The sequence below is a fragment of the Kitasatospora sp. NPDC101801 genome (assembly GCF_044766665.1).
Lineage (GTDB): Bacteria > Actinomycetota > Actinomycetes > Streptomycetales > Streptomycetaceae > Kitasatospora.
The window spans coordinates 111,416-127,409 of the sequence record NZ_JBIWML010000007.1 but is presented as its reverse complement, the minus strand read 5'-3'; the positions used below and the strand labels follow the sequence as shown (position 1 = coordinate 127,409).

The 15,994-nt window shown below is 71.2% G+C and carries 13 protein-coding genes; 4 read left to right on the top strand and 9 right to left on the bottom strand.

The window, feature by feature from the left end:
- Positions 1 to 177: 177 nt before the first annotated feature.
- The 5 genes from ACIRPK_RS12130 to rfbB form a co-directional block, all read right to left on the bottom strand.
- Complete coding sequence (locus tag ACIRPK_RS12130) at positions 178 to 1,971, bottom strand: hypothetical protein (protein WP_403036662.1); 1,794 nt, start codon at positions 1,969 to 1,971, stop codon at positions 178 to 180.
- A gap of 113 nt (positions 1,972 to 2,084) precedes the next feature.
- Positions 2,085 to 2,855, bottom strand: coding sequence for a glycosyltransferase family 2 protein (locus ACIRPK_RS12125; protein WP_403036660.1), 771 nt, complete (start codon positions 2,853 to 2,855; stop codon positions 2,085 to 2,087).
- Complete coding sequence (locus ACIRPK_RS12120; RefSeq protein WP_403036658.1) at positions 2,852 to 3,253, bottom strand: DUF2304 domain-containing protein; 402 nt, start codon at positions 3,251 to 3,253, stop codon at positions 2,852 to 2,854. The genes ACIRPK_RS12125 and ACIRPK_RS12120 overlap by 4 nt, the downstream gene beginning before the upstream one ends.
- A 100-nt stretch (positions 3,254 to 3,353) precedes the next feature.
- Positions 3,354 to 4,697: a lipopolysaccharide biosynthesis protein gene (locus ACIRPK_RS12115; protein ID WP_403036657.1), complete on the bottom strand. Its 1,344-nt coding sequence runs from the start codon at positions 4,695 to 4,697 to the stop codon at positions 3,354 to 3,356.
- A 16-nt stretch (positions 4,698 to 4,713) separates the two neighbouring features.
- Positions 4,714 to 5,691 (bottom strand): dTDP-glucose 4,6-dehydratase, encoded by a 978-nt coding sequence (gene rfbB, locus ACIRPK_RS12110; protein WP_403036656.1) that lies wholly within the window; start codon positions 5,689 to 5,691, stop codon positions 4,714 to 4,716.
- Positions 5,692 to 5,772: 81 nt separating this feature from the next.
- Here rfbB and rfbA point away from each other — a divergent pair, with 81 nt between their 5' ends.
- The 4 genes from rfbA to ACIRPK_RS12090 all read left to right on the top strand — a co-directional run bounded on the left by rfbA (position 5,773) and on the right by ACIRPK_RS12090 (position 9,485).
- On the top strand, positions 5,773 to 6,648 hold the full coding sequence (gene rfbA / locus ACIRPK_RS12105) for a glucose-1-phosphate thymidylyltransferase RfbA (RefSeq protein WP_403036653.1): 876 nt from the start codon (positions 5,773 to 5,775) through the stop codon (positions 6,646 to 6,648).
- Positions 6,645 to 7,244, top strand: a complete 600-nt coding sequence (locus ACIRPK_RS12100) for a dTDP-4-dehydrorhamnose 3,5-epimerase family protein (protein ID WP_403036650.1) — start codon at positions 6,645 to 6,647, stop codon at positions 7,242 to 7,244. The genes rfbA and ACIRPK_RS12100 overlap by 4 nt, the downstream gene beginning before the upstream one ends.
- A gap of 350 nt (positions 7,245 to 7,594) precedes the next feature.
- Positions 7,595 to 8,497 carry a glycosyltransferase family 2 protein gene (locus ACIRPK_RS12095; protein WP_403036647.1) on the top strand — a complete coding sequence of 301 codons (903 nt, stop codon included), beginning with the start codon at positions 7,595 to 7,597 and terminating at the stop codon, positions 8,495 to 8,497.
- Positions 8,498 to 8,525: 28 nt separating this feature from the next.
- Positions 8,526 to 9,485, top strand: a complete 960-nt coding sequence (locus ACIRPK_RS12090) for an NAD-dependent epimerase/dehydratase family protein (protein ID WP_403036644.1) — start codon at positions 8,526 to 8,528, stop codon at positions 9,483 to 9,485.
- 69 nt (positions 9,486 to 9,554) lie between these two features.
- Here ACIRPK_RS12090 and ACIRPK_RS12085 read toward each other — a convergent pair whose 3' ends face one another.
- From ACIRPK_RS12085 to ACIRPK_RS12070, 4 genes are all read right to left on the bottom strand, one after another.
- The gene (locus ACIRPK_RS12085) at positions 9,555 to 11,585 is read right to left on the bottom strand and encodes a hypothetical protein (protein ID WP_403036641.1); all 2,031 of its coding nucleotides are present in this window, start codon (positions 11,583 to 11,585) and stop codon (positions 9,555 to 9,557) included.
- Between the two features lie 230 nt (positions 11,586 to 11,815).
- Positions 11,816 to 12,268 carry a GtrA family protein gene (locus ACIRPK_RS12080; RefSeq protein WP_403036638.1) on the bottom strand — a complete coding sequence of 151 codons (453 nt, stop codon included), beginning with the start codon at positions 12,266 to 12,268 and terminating at the stop codon, positions 11,816 to 11,818.
- A gap of 41 nt (positions 12,269 to 12,309) precedes the next feature.
- Positions 12,310 to 14,700 carry a hypothetical protein gene (locus ACIRPK_RS12075; protein ID WP_403036635.1) on the bottom strand — a complete coding sequence of 797 codons (2,391 nt, stop codon included), beginning with the start codon at positions 14,698 to 14,700 and terminating at the stop codon, positions 12,310 to 12,312.
- Between the two features lie 103 nt (positions 14,701 to 14,803).
- Positions 14,804 to 15,817 carry a glycosyltransferase gene (locus ACIRPK_RS12070; protein WP_403036632.1) on the bottom strand — a complete coding sequence of 338 codons (1,014 nt, stop codon included), beginning with the start codon at positions 15,815 to 15,817 and terminating at the stop codon, positions 14,804 to 14,806.
- Between the last annotated feature and the right edge of the window lie 177 nt (positions 15,818 to 15,994).

Here is a 15,994-nt window from a genome sequence, read left to right as displayed (position 1 = left end):
TGAACGGCCATCACGGGAACGACGAGTACCTGGGACTCGCTTCCAGTCCTCCCGGCGGGAGGCGCGCAGCATCGGCACTCAACCGAGCAACTTGGCTATCCTGCCACAGCGCGCTGCGCAAACGCCAATCGGGGCCGCCGTGGCCTTCGCCACGCCGACCCCGACCGTTCCCGCAGGTCAGCCCTGGCGGCCGCAGACCGCCATCTGCTGCTCGGTGTTGGCACACCACAGGGTCGGGCGGGACGGCGGCACGAAGACGTACTCGGACAGGTCCATGTTGACCGGGTTGCAGGCCTGCTTGCCCTTGTACGGCGAGTACTTGGGGCACTCGCCGTTCTCCAGCTGCTGGAGGTGGGCGCGCAGCGCGTCCAGGCCCATGTCCTCCACGCCGGGGTTGGTCGAGGGCATGTAGCGGTTCGCGGACCAGGAGGCGCCCATGGTGCCGAACAGCGCGATCGCACAGATCAGGCCGGAGGCCAGCTGGGCCGCGGTGCGCGGGGAGAGCAGCGTCACGCCCTTGGTGGTGCTCGGCGACTCCAGCAGGCCGCGGAGAGCGCCGAGACCGCGTTCGTAGCTGAGCTTCACCCCCATCACGGCCATGATGATCAGGCAGTACAGGATGATCCAGGTGGTCCGCGGGTACAGCTGCACGGCCAGGTTGTGCGCCATGTGCGAGGCGAACCAGAAGCGCAGCAGCCAGGCTCCGGCCAGCACGAAACCGGCGGTCCGGACGATGGTGTTGCGCAGGCCCAGCCCGACGGCGATGCCGACGGCGAGCAGCAGGACCACCGTGAAACCGGTCTGGCCGGCCAGCTCACCGGAGACCGGCCAGTTGTGGTAGTTGTCCACGCCCGGGCGGTCGGAGGACCAGCCCATCACGTAGGCCGGGTCGATGTAGGTGTTGATGTAGGCGTACCGGTCGTCGGTGCTCGCCCCGAGCCTGACCAGCTGGTAGAGCAGCGGGGCGCCGATCACCGCGGCCGTGGCCAGCATCGCGCCGAGCAGGACCAGGGCGCGCTTGACCGCCACCCGGCCGCGCCGCCACGGGAAGAGCAGCCCCGCCAGCAGGAACGCCCCCGGTGCCGCCCACAGGTACCAGCCGGAGTACCAGAGGAACATCGTGCCGAACGCCACGCCGAAGGCGATCCCGCGCAGCAGGGCGGAGCGGGTGGACAGCTCCTGGGCCCGGCGCAGCTCGCGGAAGCAGGCGGCCAGCAGCGGCAGCAGCACCAGCATCGCGCCGTGGCTGTACGGCCGGATCGGGTCGAGGAAGAGGATCGAGGTCGGCACCGCGATGGCCAGCGCCCAGAACGGGCGCAGCAGCATTCGCCAGGACAGGTAGGCCATCGGCCCGACCACCGCGCTGAGCAGCAGCTGGAGGTCCTTCAGCGCGTGCCCGACCCCGGCGATGCCGTTATGGAAGAGCTCGGCCCAGGCGGCCAGCAGGGCGGGGAAGCCGGGCGGGTAGACGCCCGGCAGGCCCTTGCCGCGCATCATGTCGTTGGCCATGCCCATCAGGTTGCCGGGGTCGCCCTCCTGGCCGCCCAGGCCCCACGGCGTGCCGTGCAGGGCGACCGCGATGCCGCCGGCCACCACGCCGGTGGCGAGGCCGGCGAAGGCGGCACAGGCCAGCCGCTGCACGGTGTAGTAGGTGCGCAGGGTGCCCCGGTAGGCGGCCAGGAGCAGCACCGCGAGGATCGGCAGCCCGATCACGGCCACGTACTGCTGCACCTTGGCCAGGCCGCTGACCTGGCCGATCCGGTTCAGCGGGTTGACGCTGATGTGCATGCTGAGCAGCATGAAGCCGATGCCCGCGGTGACGCTCAGCACGGCCTCGGCCAGCGGGAGCACCCACCGCCGGCTGGTCAGGCGCTCGATGCGGGAGGTGGCGCGGGAGACGCGCTCCGGCTCTGCCTGGGTGGCCCCGCCCTCGCTTCGCTCCGTGGGCGGGCCGCTGACCAGGTCCGTCATGTCAGATCACTTCCGTGAAGCGGCGAACTGCCGCGGTTGGGGCAGTCCCCCGGATCTGCTCCGGCGGGACCGCCCTGGGAGGACCGCGGCGCCGTAACGGGCTGCGGCCGGGTTCAGCGGCTGGCGAGCTGCCGACCGGCGTGGTCGGGGGCGGACGCCGCGATCGCCTTGAGGTGCGGGGGCATCCGGCGGATCATCGCCAGCAGCAGGACCAAGCCGGCCCGCGCGAGGTAGACCATCGCCTTGATCGGCGAGGCGCTCGGGGTGCCGGTGGTGCGCTCGCGCATCGCGACGGGCACCTGGCGCACCACGAAGCCGCAGCGGGCCGCGCCGACCATGCTCTCGACGGTGTCGCCGAGGTACTCGACGGGGTACCAGTTGGCGAAGAACTCGATGAGCGACTTGTTGCAGGCACGGAAGCCGGAGGTGGTGTCCGTCAGCCGGGTGCGGGTGATCCGGGACAGCACCACCGAGAGCAGGCCCATCGCCCACTTGCGCGGGCCGCGGACCTTGTAGTCGCCCTCGCCGTCGAAGCGGGCGCCGATCACCAGGTCGGCTTCCTTCAGCTTCTCCAACAGGACCGGCACGTAGGACGGGTCGTGCTGGCCGTCCGAGTCGATCTGGATGGCCACGTCGTAGCCGTGCAGGTGCGCGTACCGGTAGCCGAGGCGCATCGCGCCGCCGACCCCGAGGTTGTACGGCAGCTGGGCCACCGGCGAGCCGGAGGCGGTCGCGACCGCAGCGGTGCGGTCGGTCGAGCCGTCGTCGACGACCAGGGTGTCCGCGCCGGGCAGGTTGGCCTGGATCTCCTTCAGGATGCTGGGGAGACCGTCCTGCTCGTTCCAGGCGGGAAGGATGATGAGGACCCGTCGTCCGTCGATCATGAGTACACCTTGGGGTCGGTGCCGTCCAGGGCGGATTCCTGGTGCTTGGTCACGGGGTAGCCGTGGTGCTCGACGAGGTGGGACCGCATCAGGGCCACCTCCTCGGAGAGGGTGCGGGTCTCGGCCTCCAGGCGGCTGGCCTCCCAGCTGAGGTGCAGACTGACCATCAGCACGAGGACGAAGCCGGCGAACAGGACGAGGCTGACTCCGGAGGCGATGCCGAGCTTGCGCGCGGTCGAGTCCAGGATGTCCGGGAAGAAGCCCAGCGGGGCCACGACGACGCCGATGGCGAGCCAGATCGTCGCGTACTTCTCCCGGAGCTGCTGGCGGCGCAGCAGTTCGAGGATGTACACGAGCACCAGGACTCCGGTGACCGAGGTGAGGACGGTGAGTTGCACGACGAGAGGCGCCTTTCAGCGGCAGTGGCGTGGCAATAGTAGGCAGATCATATGGGCGTGTCGTACTCGGGTTCTTCACGCCCGGTGTGCACGGCGGACCTCACGAGCTTCGCAGCGCACCGGCCGGACGCTGGTCGGCCGCCGCCGACTGCTCCGTGCCGGGGACGCCCGGTCGTTCGGGCAGCGAGCGGAACAGCGACCACAGCATGGCAGCCGCACTGACGGCGGCACCAGCCAGGTAGCCCACCTCCACCCGGGTGGCGATGTCACCCGGCACCAGCGTCACCGCGGCCATCACGGCGGTGCCCGCGAGCCAGGAGAACAGCTGCCGGTGGTGGCGTCCGAGCGACATCAGCGCCTGTCCGAAGACGGTCGCCAGCATGTAGCAGAGGGTGCCGAGCACCAGCCAGAGGAAGTCCGGCGCGCCGAGCACGGCCTGGGCCTTGAAGAGGATCTGGATCAGCCACGGTCCGAGCAGGACGGTCGGCAGCCCGGCCGCCGCGCACATCAGCACCACGATGGCCGCCGTCCGGGTGAGCACCTTGCGGAACTCCCGGTGGTCGCCCACCGCCGCCGCGCCAGAGAGCGCCGAGACCAGCGAGGCCTGGATGGCCGCGTAGGCGAACAGCGGCACCCGGGCCAGGACCACCGCGTTGAGCAGGGCCGCGACCAGCGCGGTGGACGACGGCGAGAGCAACTTCACGTTCACCACGGCCGCGTTGACCATCAGCTGGGCCAGCAGGGTCGAGCCGGTCAGCAGGCCCAGACCGCGGGTGACCTCCCGCCAGGCCGGGGCCGGACCGCCGCGCCGGTCCCCCAGCACCGAGCGCAGACCGATCACCGAGGCCGCCAGCGGGGCGATCACCAGGATCAGGCTGAAGGCCAGCGCCGAGTGCAGACCGAAGATCGGCACCAGCGCGCCGAGCGCGATCCGCAGACCGCCGTCGACCGCCAACTGGGCGCCGTACGCACGGAAGTTGCCGAGCCCCGCCAGCGCACCGCGGACCACCGAGCTGATCGCCAGCCCGACCAGCGCACCGCCCAGGCCCAGCAGCAGCCCGCGGTCACCGCCGAACAGCCGGTCGGCGATCGGCCCGGCCGCCAGCGCGAGCACCAGCAGCACGGCCGCCAGCACGGCGAGCGTCAGGGCCAGCACCTTGCGCACCGCGGGCAGCGGACCGTGGCCGGCCCGGTCGCGGGCGGCCACCAGCCGGGTCAGCTCCAGCTCGACCGGCGAGAACAGGCCGTAGCCGACGGACATCACCACGGTCCACAGCACCGAGACGCCGGCCACCTGGTCGGTGTCCAGGCTGTGACCGGCCAGTGCCAGGAAGATGTACGAGGAGACACCCAGCACCACGGTGCCGCCGACCACCAGCCGCACACCCGGCGGCAGCGCGCCGAGCAGGCGGGCGAGCGGTCCCTGAGCCGGTGACGTGGTCATCGGCCGGTCACGAGGTTCATCCGGCGAGCTCGGCCTTCGTCTTGAGCGGCTCCCACCAGGCGCGGTTCTCGCGGTACCAGGCGATGGTGGCCGCGAGGCCGTCCTCGAAGCGGACCTGCGGCCGGTAGCCCAGCTCCTCGCTGATCTTGCTGATGTCGAGCGAGTAGCGCAGGTCGTGGCCCTTGCGGTCGGCCACCGGCTCGACCATGTCCCAGCCCGCCCCGGCCGCCTCGAGCAGCAGGCCGGTCAGCTCCTTGTTGGTGATCTCGGTGCCGCCGCCGATGTTGTAGACGTGCCCGGCCCGGCCCTTGCGCATGGCCAGCTCGATGCCGCGGCAGTGGTCCGAGACGTGCAGCCAGTCCCGGATGTTGCCGCCGGTGCCGTACAGCGGCACCTTCTTGCCGTCCAGCAGGTTGGTGGTGAAGAGCGGGATGACCTTCTCGGGGAACTGGTAGTGCCCGTAGTTGTTGGAGCAACGGGTCACCACGACGTCCATGCCGTGGGTGCGGTGGTAGGCCAGCGCCAACAGGTCCGAACCGGCCTTCGAGGCCGAGTACGGCGAGTTCGGCGCGAGCGGCCACTCCTCGGTCCAGGAGCCCTCCGAGATCGACCCGTAGACCTCGTCGGTCGAGACGTGGACGAAGCGGGCGACCCCGTGCTTGCGGGCCACGTCGAGGAGCACCTGGGTGCCGACCACGTTCGTCAGCACGAACGGGCCCGCGCCCTCGATCGACCGGTCGACGTGCGACTCGGCCGCGAAGTGGACGACCACGTCGTGACCGGGCATCACCTGGTCGACGGCGTCCGCGTCGCAGATGTCGCCCTGGACGAAGGCGTACCCGGGGTGGCCCGCGACGGGCGCGAGGTTGGCCTCGACGCCCGAGTAGGTCAGCTTGTCGAAGACGGTGATCTGGGCCGAGGCGTCCTCGCCGAGTACCTGGCGGACGAACTCTGAACCGATGAAGCCGGCGCCGCCGGTCACAAGGATGCGCATAGTGGGGGCAGTCTACCCGCGCCCCGTCGGGCACCTACCCCAGGCCAGCGACCCCGTCCGCATCTCACATAAGCTGCCGTCATGCGTGGAATTCTCCTGGCGGGCGGCACCGGCTCACGACTGTGGCCACTGACCCGAGCCGTCTCGAAGCAGCTCCTTCCGGTCTTCGACAAGCCGATGATCTACTACCCGCTCTCCACCCTGGTGATGGCGGGCATCAGCGAGATCCTGATCATCACGACCCCACAGGACCAGGAGCAGTTCCAGCGCCTGCTGGGCGACGGCTCCCAGTTCGGCCTGCACCTCGAGTACGCGGTCCAGGAACGGCCCGAGGGCATCGCCCAGGCGTTCGTGCTGGGAGCCGACTTCATCGGCGACCAGCCGGTGGCGCTGATCCTCGGCGACAACATCTTCCACGGCAGCGGCCTCGGCACCCGCCTGGCCCAGCACACCGCCCCGGTCGGCGGCCGGGTCTTCGCGTACCCGGTGGCGGACCCGTCCGCGTACGGCGTGGTCGAGTTCGACGAGCAGGGCCAGGTGCTCTCGCTGGAGGAGAAGCCGGCCCAGCCGAAGTCCCGCTACGCGGTGCCCGGCCTCTACTTCTACGACAACCAGGTCGTCGAGATCGCCCGCAAGCTGGAGCCCAGCGCGCGCGGCGAGCTGGAGATCACCGCCGTCAACGAGGCGTACCTCCAGGCCGGCGAGCTGCACGTGACGATCCTCGACCGCGGCACCGCCTGGCTGGACACCGGCACCTTCGTCTCGATGGTGCAGGCCTCCGAGTTCGTCCGGGTGATCGAGGAGCGTCAGGGCTTCAAGATCGGCTGCATCGAGGAGGCCGCCTGGCGGGCCGGGCTGATCGACTCGGCGCAGCTCCGCGAGCTGGCCGAGCCGCTGCGCAAGAGCGGCTACGGCGACTACCTGGTCGCCCTGCTCGACGAGGAGAGCGCCCGATGAAGTTCCGCGAGCTGTCCATCGGCGGCGCCTACGAGGTCACCCCGCAGCTGCACGGGGACCCGCGCGGCCTGTTCATGGAGTGGTACCGCTTCGACCGCCTCGCCGAGGTCGTCGGGCACCCGCTCCGGATGGCGCAGGGCAACCTGTCCGTCTCGGCCCGGGGCGTGGTGCGCGGCGTCCACTTCGCCGACGTCCCGCCCGGCCAGGCCAAGTACGTCAGCTGCGTGCGCGGCGCGGTGCTGGACATCATCGTCGACCTGCGGGTCGGCTCCCCCACCTTCGGGCAGTGGGAGGGCGTCCGGCTCGACGAGGTGGACCGCCGCTCGGTCTACATCTCTGAGGGGCTCGGCCACGGGTTCTGCGCGCTGAGCGACGACGCCACGCTCTCCTACGTCTGCTCGGAGACGTACAACCCCACGGGTGAGCACTCCGTGCACCCGCTCGACCCCGACCTCGGCATCGAGTGGCCCGCCGACAGCCCCCAGCTGTCCGCCCGGGACGCCGCCGCCCCGTCGCTCGCCGAGGCGCTCGCCTCCGGGCTGCTGCCCGACTACCGGGCCTGCCAGGACTTCACCGAGAGCCTGCGCAACGCCTGACCGGCGCTGGGCGCACGCCCGCACGCCCCGCGCCAAGTCCGCCCGGCGCGGGGCGTACCGCGTCCGACGGGCGGCGCGGGTGGTAGGGGCGACAAGACCGCCCGGCACATGGTGGGCGGATGAAGGAGCGGCGTTGGGGTGCGTGCCTCGGCGGCGCCGAGGAGGGAGTCCCTGCGGAGCATCGGCGACCGACGAGAAGCCGGTGAGGTGCGGGCCCCGGCGACGCGACGCCGTCCACCATGTGCCGGGCGGTCTCAGTATGATTGCCCCCGCCGCCGGTGACCCCTGCGCGGCGACCGGGCCGGCAAGCATGCCCCCGCCACGACCTCGACCAGCGGATGTGCCCCACCATGACCACTCTGGATGTGCTCCTCCCGTACTACGGGGACGTCGCGCTGATGCAGGCCGCCGTCCGCAGCGTGCTCGCGCAGACCGACCCCGACTGGCGGCTGACCGTCGTGGACGACGGCAAGGAGCCCGGCGTCCCCGAGTGGTTCGCGGAGCTCGACGACCCCCGGGTCAGTTACCAGCGCAACGAGCAGAACCTCGGGGTGACCGGCAACTACCGCAAGTGCCTCGGCCTGGCCGAGCACGAGTACCTGGTCTTCATGGGCACCGACGACATCATGCTGCCCAACTACGTCGCCACCATCCGTGCCGCCCTGGCCGCGCACCCCGGTGCCGCGATGGTGCAGCCCGGCGTCGAGGTCATCGACAGCGCCGGAAAGCCCAGCCACACCCTGGCGGACGAGGCCAAGCGCCGGATTTACGCGCCCAGGGACCAGGGCCGGATCCTGATGGGCGGTGAGGAGCTCGCGGTCAGCCTGCTGCGCGGCAACTGGCTCTACTTCCCGGCGATCTGCTGGCGCACCGAGGCGATCAGGAAGACCGGCTTCCGGGACAACCTGGAGATCATCCAGGACCTCGCCCTGGTCATCGACCTGCTGCAGGCGGGCGAGCAGATGATCGTCGACGACACCCGCTGCTTCCAGTACCGCCGGCACACCGTCAGCATCTCCTCGAAGTCGGCGTACAGCGGCACCCGGTTCACCGAGGCCCGGCGCTACTTCCTGGACGTCGCCGACCGGCTCGACGAGCAGGGCTGGACCCGCGCCGCCAAGGCCTCCCGACTACACCTCTCCGCCCGCATCCACGCCCTCACGCTGGTGCCGGGCGCCCTGCGGGCCGGCCAGTGGGACGGCGCGAAGACGCTGCTGCGCAACGTCACCTCGACCACCTCCCGGCCCCGCTGACCCTCTCCCGCTAGGAGCAACCCCCGCTATGTCCGCACCGCAAGGGGCCCCGGCCCGCGTAGCCGTCCTCGGTGGCTCCGGTTTCATCGGCCGGGTGCTCGGCGACCGGTTCGCCGAGCTCGGCCACGAGGTCCTGTCGATCGCCCGCACCGAGCCCGCCGTCCCCGCGCCCGGCCGCTTCGTGGCCTTCGACCTCGGTTCCACCGCCCCGGCCGAGCTCACCGAGCTGCTCACCCGGGAGCGGGTCGAGCTCGTCGTCAACGCGGCCGGCGGCATGTGGGGCCTGAACGACGAGCAGATGCACGTCGCCAACGTGGTGCTGGTCGACCGGCTGATCGAGTCGATCGGCGCGATGGCCCGCCCCGCCCGGCTGATCCACCTCGGCACCGTGCACGAGTACGGCATGGCGCCGATCGGCACCAGCCAGCCCGAGGACGGCCCGGCGGCACCCGTGATGGAGTACGGCAAGCTCAAGCTGGCCGCCACCGAAGCCGTGTCGCGAGCCGTGCTGGCGGACGGGCTGGACGCCGTCACCCTGCGGCTGGGCAACGTGGTCGGCGCCGGACAGCCCGGGCACAGCCTGCTCGGCGTGATGGCCGCCAAGCTGGACGAGGCCCGGCTGGCCGGGCGCACCGCCGAGCTGTCGCTGGCCCCGCTCACCGCGCAGCGCGACTTCGTCGACCTGACCGACACCATCGACGCCGTGCTCGCCGCCGCGACCGCCGACGGCCTGCCGCCGGTGCTCAACATCGGTACCGGCACCGCCACTTCGGCCCGCGAGTGGGTCGAGCTGCTGATCGAGGTCAGTGGGGTCCCCACCGAGATCACCGAGGTCCCCGCCCCGGCCGGCGCCGGCCCGGAGACCGAGTGGCAGCAGCTCGACGTCACCGCCGCCCGGGAGCGGCTCGGCTGGGCCCCGCGGCGCAGCATGCGGGAGTCCGTCGACTCGCTCTGGCAGGCCCAGGTGCGGTCGGCGCCCGTCGCCTGACGCACCGACAGAACAGAACGGGCCGTGGGGCGGGGCGGCTGCCCCGGCCCACGGCCCGTTCGGTCGTGCTCAGCCCTGGATCGGCGTGTGCAGCACCGTGACGGTCCGGTCCTTCAGGGACCCCAGGTCACGGCGGAGGTCGTCGGCCGTCCTGGCGTCCGCGACCAGCACGGACACCTTCCTGTCCTCGGCCGGCATCAGCTCGATCGCCTTCTTGAGCGAGGCGAGCGAGTTCTCGTACTGGGCCTTGTCGACCGGGGCGCCGCCGATGTAGACGTTGAACAGGTCGGGGTACTTGGCCGCCAGGCCACCCCGGTGGACCAGGGTGGTGGCGAAGAAGCTGAGCTTCCAGTTCAGGTAGGCGTCGTTGGAGTAGAGCGTGACCACGGGGGTGCCGGGCTCGACCCGTGCGATGTCCCGGGTGGCCAGGGCCGTGGTGTACGGGGCGAGGTTCCCGCCCTTCTCCTTGCTCCACTCGGCCAACGAGCTGGCCGACCAGGCGGTCGGACCGGAGTTCACCGACGGGACGCCCCACTGGATGCCCGCGAACAGGCTCAGCCCGGCCGCGAACGCGGCTACCGAGGCGACGCCCTCGACCCACCAGCGCTTGCGGAACGCCGTGGTCCACGGACCGAGCGGGCGCAGCAGCGTCCCGACCGTACCGAGCCCGAGCAGGCAGATCACGAAGCCACCGGTGGCGAGCTTCTCGAAGTAGTACGGCAGGGTCCCTATGGTCCGCATCTGCCAGACCCCGAACACCCCGAGCACCAGGGCGCCGCCCGCCACCGTGCCCAGCAGCGTCATCCCGACGCCGGTGCGCCGTCGGCCGGCCACCAGGAAGACCACCGCGATCAGCAGGGCCAGACCGACCGTCAGCGACCGGTCGAACGGCAGCAGCATGCCCCGGGCCTGGGCCTGCGCCTCGACGTCGAAGGTGCCCATCACCGACATCACGCTCGGCAGCAGGGCCACCGCGCAGCCGGCCGCCTGGATCGCGTAGAGCACCCAGCGGTGCCGGGCCTGGCGCCTGCGGTACACCCAGGCCGCGATCACCAGCGCTATGCCGACGAAGGCCGCGAGGATGTTGTAGGTGTAGGCCACCGTGATCAGCGCGGCCACCGACACTGCCGCGTACGTGGCCCAGCTCATCGCCGGACGGACGATCAGCGGTATGGCCACCGCCAGGAACATCACGCCCGCGATCTGCGAGTCGAAGCCGGTCTTCACCATCGCCCCGAGCGGGCTCGCGACGGTCAGACCGGCCACCACGGTGCAGACCGCGGCGGTCCGCCAGCCGGTCAGCCGCGGGCCGCCGATCCAGCGGGCCCCCCAGACGACCAGGGCGCAGAGGATCGCGAACGAGGCCAGCACGTAGACGTAGTAGCGGCCGTACGCGGTGCCCGGGTCACCGGTCGCGGTGTCCGACCGGACGAAGATGTCGAACCAGGCCAGCAGGAAATGCGAACCCTGCGGATAAACCGCCTCGGTCGGCGTGGGCACCAGGACCTTGGCGGCGTCCTGGTGGAAAAAGAGAAATCCACCGAATTGGTGGATCGCGTCGAAAATGGAGAAATGGACGATTCGGTCCTCGATCGACAGCGCGAAAGGAAGCCGCCCGATCACCGAACGCCCGACCAGCGGGTGGTGGATGTAGTGCCAGACGAACGCGCCGGTCCCGAGGATCACCAGGTCGGAGACCCGGAAGCGCAGCGGCAGCCGGGGTGCCCGGCCGCTCGCCCAGGACGCGATGCTGAGCACCGAGAGGATCACCCCGGAGGTCGGCACCGGCTGCATCCCCCACGGCCACAGCGACAGCACCAGACCGAACGCGAGCAGCCCGCCGCAGAGCACGAAGGTGGCGATGACCAGCCGGTCGAGCAGTCCGCCGCCGACCCGCAGCAGGCTCGCCACCCCGAGCACGAAGACCGGGATCAGGACGATGTCCAGATTCAGCGCGTCGAGCACGACGGGGAGGACCCAGGAGGCGGCCAGCGCACCGGCCAGCAGTGCCCACCGCCGTCCGCGCGCCCCTCGACCCGGTGCCGAACCCAGCGGCGGGACGCCGGAGCGTTCCTCCGGCTGCAGCAGCTGACTTGACATGTCCCCACCGTTTCCTTGAATACCCATACGCGAAATAAGTGTCGTTCTCATCACGGCCGGGTCTGATTTCCACCACTGCCGCGCCGGCCCGGTCGGATGATCCGATCCACGGATGACCGATGGCCATCGGTCATGGTACTTGAGCGATCGAGGCCCACTGCCGGGGCTTCCGGGGCTTCCGGGGCTTCCGGGGCCACCGGCCCGGGAATCGGGCGAGCCATTCGGGACCGTCAGTCGGACTTGAAAACCCAGACCTTCATCAGCAGGAACCGGACGAGCGTCGCCAGGCCGTTGGCCACGATCAGACCCCCCACCTCGACCGCCCGGGAGGCGTCCGGCGCGGCCAGCTCGAGCAGGGCGAGCGCCCCGCTGCTGAGGGCGAGACCGATCACGAAGGCCACCCCGCCCTGGAGCTGGTGCCGGAGCGCCCCCTCCGAGCCGGTGATGCCGAAGGTGAAGCGGCGGTTGGCCGCGGTGTTGGCCACCGCGCTGACCAGCAGCGCGATCAGATTGCCCAGCTGCGCGTCGACGACCTGACGGGCCAGCACGTAGAGGAGCAGGTAGAAGAGGGTGCTCAGGACCCCGATGATCAGGAAGGCCGGGAGCTGACGCTTCATCGTCCCGGGCGGACCGGCGCCCGGACCGGCCTGCGGCGCGGGGGCCGACTCGTCGAGAGGGAGCATGGGAGGAGCCACCGATTCGCTTGGGGTGTGGGCGGGTGCCATCAGGAGAGCTCGTACACGGCCACCCGGCCGTTGTCGTACACCGGCCGGGCCAGCGACTTCAGCAGGGCGGACTCGGGGTGCACCTTGCGGTCCACCACCAGGTACCGGACATGGTGCTCGGCGTGCAGCCGGTGCAGCAGTTCCGCCGTCGGGGCGTAGACGGCGTCCTCGTTCAGCTTGAGCAGCGGAAGGTCCCAGAAGGCGTTCGACTGCTCCGACATCAGCCGGGGCGAGTAGGCCCACCCCTCCACCAGCACCGAGCGCTCGGAGTAGCCGCTGAGCCAGAAGGACTGCGCGTTGTTGGTGCAGACCTCACCCGGGACACCGTAGTCGTCGAAGGACCGGCAGTGGCTGTTGGTCGCCAGGACGTCCGAGGGGCTGCTGTGCGCGCGGACCCAGCGGGCGGCCTGGACCTGCTCCGCGGGCAGCAGCGCCGTCCCCATCCACTCGCTCTGCGAGGTCTGGGCGACGTCCAGCACCAGGGTGGGGGCCCCCGCCGTCAGGGCGGCGGTGAGCAGCACGACCCCGCCCCGTCGGCGCAGGCCCGGCAGCAGCCGTCCGGCGCCCCGCCACAGCAGGCCCAGCACGGCGGCGATCGCGGCCAGCGCGGCCGCCGCGCCCAGCGCGGGCAGCAGCACCGAGTAGGACTTGGCCCCCGTACCGTCGTCGAACAGCTTCAGGACGAAGGTCGCCCAGTCGTCGGCGTACCGGTAGACGGCCACCGTCAGCAGGGCGGTGAAGGAGAGGGTGCCCACCACGAGCAGCACCTTGGCCCGGGTCGAGAGCGCCGCCCGTTCGAAGACCTCGCAGTACCCCCAGGCGGACAGCAGGACACCGAACGGGATCCCCGCCAGGGTGAAGTAGCTGGCGTTGAAGCCGTTCACCACGAGGTACACGGCCGGCCCGGCGACGGCACCGCCGAGCAGGAACCACTGGACGGGGTCCATCCTCAGCCGTCGGCGCCAGATCAACGGGATCGCGCCGACCATCCGCAGCTGGTGGTTGAGCAGGTACGCCACCAGCGTCAGGGCGACCACCGCGGCCTGGGCGGTGGTACTGCGGGTGCCCAGCGGGTCGGCCCAGTACCGCTCGACGTTGCCGAACGGCACGACCTGCAGGCCGTAGCTCTCGAACCTGAACAGGACGGCGGTGGCGAAGAGCTGCACCGCCCCGAGGATCGCGCCCAGGCCCACGACGGTCCAGGGGATCCGCCGGGTGCCGATCAGCACCATCAGGCCCGCGAAGGCCAGTGCGGCGACGGTGACCGGAAGCGAGCTGGCCTTGGCCGCGCTGGAGGCCAGGGCGAACATCGCGGTCAGCACGAACACCCCGCGCCCCAGCCCGGGGGCCTCCCCGTCGGCACGTTCCCGCCGGCCGCGCAGCGCGTCGCCGACCACGCCGATCAGGGCGATCAGCAGCGGCTGACTGTACGTCAGCGAGAGGCTCGCCCAGGCCATCAGCGGCACCGCGGGTGCCCCGAAGGTCCAGTTCTGGACGTTGTTGGGGTAGATCGCGTTGAAGTCGCCGATCAGGAAGACCAGCACCGCCGCCACCGGCCCCGCCCAGGCGCGGCCGGTGAGCCGCCGGGCCACCACCGCGGTGATCACCAGGGTGAGCGCCACCAGCGCCGGGACCATCAGCCGCATCTGTACGACGGCCAGGTCGATGTGCCCGACCATGTCGGTCATCGCCATGTGGACGAAGGTGAACCAGTGGTAGTGCAGCGGCTCGCCGGCGGCCTGCGGGAAGGTCAGCGGGAAGTTGTGCTTGGCGTTGCCCGCCAGCGACAGCAGGTACGGCAGATCGACGTACTGGTTGGCGTGCCCCTCGACCGGGACCACCGGGTACTTCCGCAGGAACACCGCGTACAGGTAGCCACTGCTGACGGCGACCGTCCCGGCGACCGCCCAGGACCAGCCGAGCGAGGAGGCCAGGTAGCCGCGCGGCCGCCAGTGCCGGCGCAGCCGGGGCACCGCCGCGAACGGGACGGCCACCAGCAGCGGCCAGGCCGGCATCACCGACTCGATGCCCGCCGCCATGAAGACCGCCCAGGCCAGCAGCTCCAGGACGAGGCCGGTGACCGCACCGAACGCGAGGTCCTCGACCAGGGTGTACGGCCGCCGGCGCAGGGCCCGGAAGACCAGGGTGCCCGGCAGCAGCACGCCCCAGGCGACATAGCCGGTGTAGCGCGCGATGTCGCCGGGCGAGGTGTCGGCGGCCAGCAGCACCCCGACCAGCACGAGGTAGGCGGTGAGGGCCGGCAGGAACCGCCACGCCGGCGCACCGGCTCTCGCACCGCTGCCCTCGGTCCGCGCCCGCTCCGGGCGGTGTGCGGGACCGGACGCGGACCGCGCGTCGGAAGCGGGTGCGGTGCTGTCAGTGCTGCCCATCGCTACGTGTTCTCCTGCGAGCTCTGCGGTCGGCCACGTGGGTGCCCCGCGACCCTCTGATCGTCCCGTGGCCGTCCGAACGCCGCCACGGGACCACCCCGGCTCACCTCGCCGAGTGCGCAGCCGGAACCGTGGCGGCCGAAGGGAGTTCGTCCGCCGAGTCGTAGCCGACGAAGTAGGCCGGACGGGCCTGGGCGGCCGAGTAGATCCGGCCGACGTACTCGCCGAGCAGGCCCATGCAGATCAGCTGGACGCCGCCGATGAAGAGCATGCCGATGAAGAGCGAGGACCAGCCGGGCACGGTGGCACCGGCCGCGTACTCGATCGCGGTGTAGACGGCGAGCCCGAAGCAGATCACGAAGCTCACCGCGCCGAGCCAGGTGGCGAGCCGCAGCGGGCTGGCGGAGAAGTTGGTGATGCTGTCCAGGGCCAGCCGGATCATCTTGGACAGCGGGTACTTGGTGCTGCCCGCCACCCGCTCCTCGCGGTCGTAGACGACCTCGCCGCTGCTGAAGCCGAGCCACGGCACGAGCAGCCGGTAGACCGGCTGGTGCTCGGGCAGCGACTTGAGCGCGTTCACGGCGGCCCGGCTGAGCAGCCGGAAGTCACCGGCGTGCGCGGGCATCTTCTTGCCGACCAGCTTGCGCATCAGCCAGTAGTAGCCGCCCGCGGTGCGGCGCTTGAAGAAGGTGTCGGTGTTGCGGTCGCCGCGCACCCCGTAGACGATGTCGAGGTTCTGCTCGCGGGCCAGCGCGAGCATCTCCGGGATCTTCTCCGGCGGGTCCTGCAGGTCAGCGTCGATGCTGACCACGTACTGTCCGAAGGCCCGGTGGATGCCGGCGGTGAGCGCGGCCTGGTGGCCGGAGTTGCGGGCGAACCGGACGATGCGCAGCTGCGGCCAGTCCTGGCGGATCTTGTGCATGATCGCCGGTGTCGCGTCGGTGCTGCCGTCGTCGATGCCGACGACCTCGTAGCTGACGTCGAGCGCGTCCAGGATCGGCCGCAGTCGCTCGACGGTCAGCGGCAGCGCCTCCTGCTCGTTGTAGATCGGGATCACGACCGACAACAGGGGCGCGGGCGCCGCGGTACCGCCGGCCGGTGCTGCTGCGTTGTACATCGCTGTTCGCCTGTCCCTATTTCTCAGATGTCCGGCCAAGTCTGGGGTCCCCCGCACACCTCGGCCGATCGACCACGGAGCCGGGGCGCTGTGCGGCCGGGTCACCCACCCGCCGGGGTCGGAGCACCGGGCGGACCGGGAACGGGAGCCGGGCGCCAGGCTAGCAGCCGGGGCGCG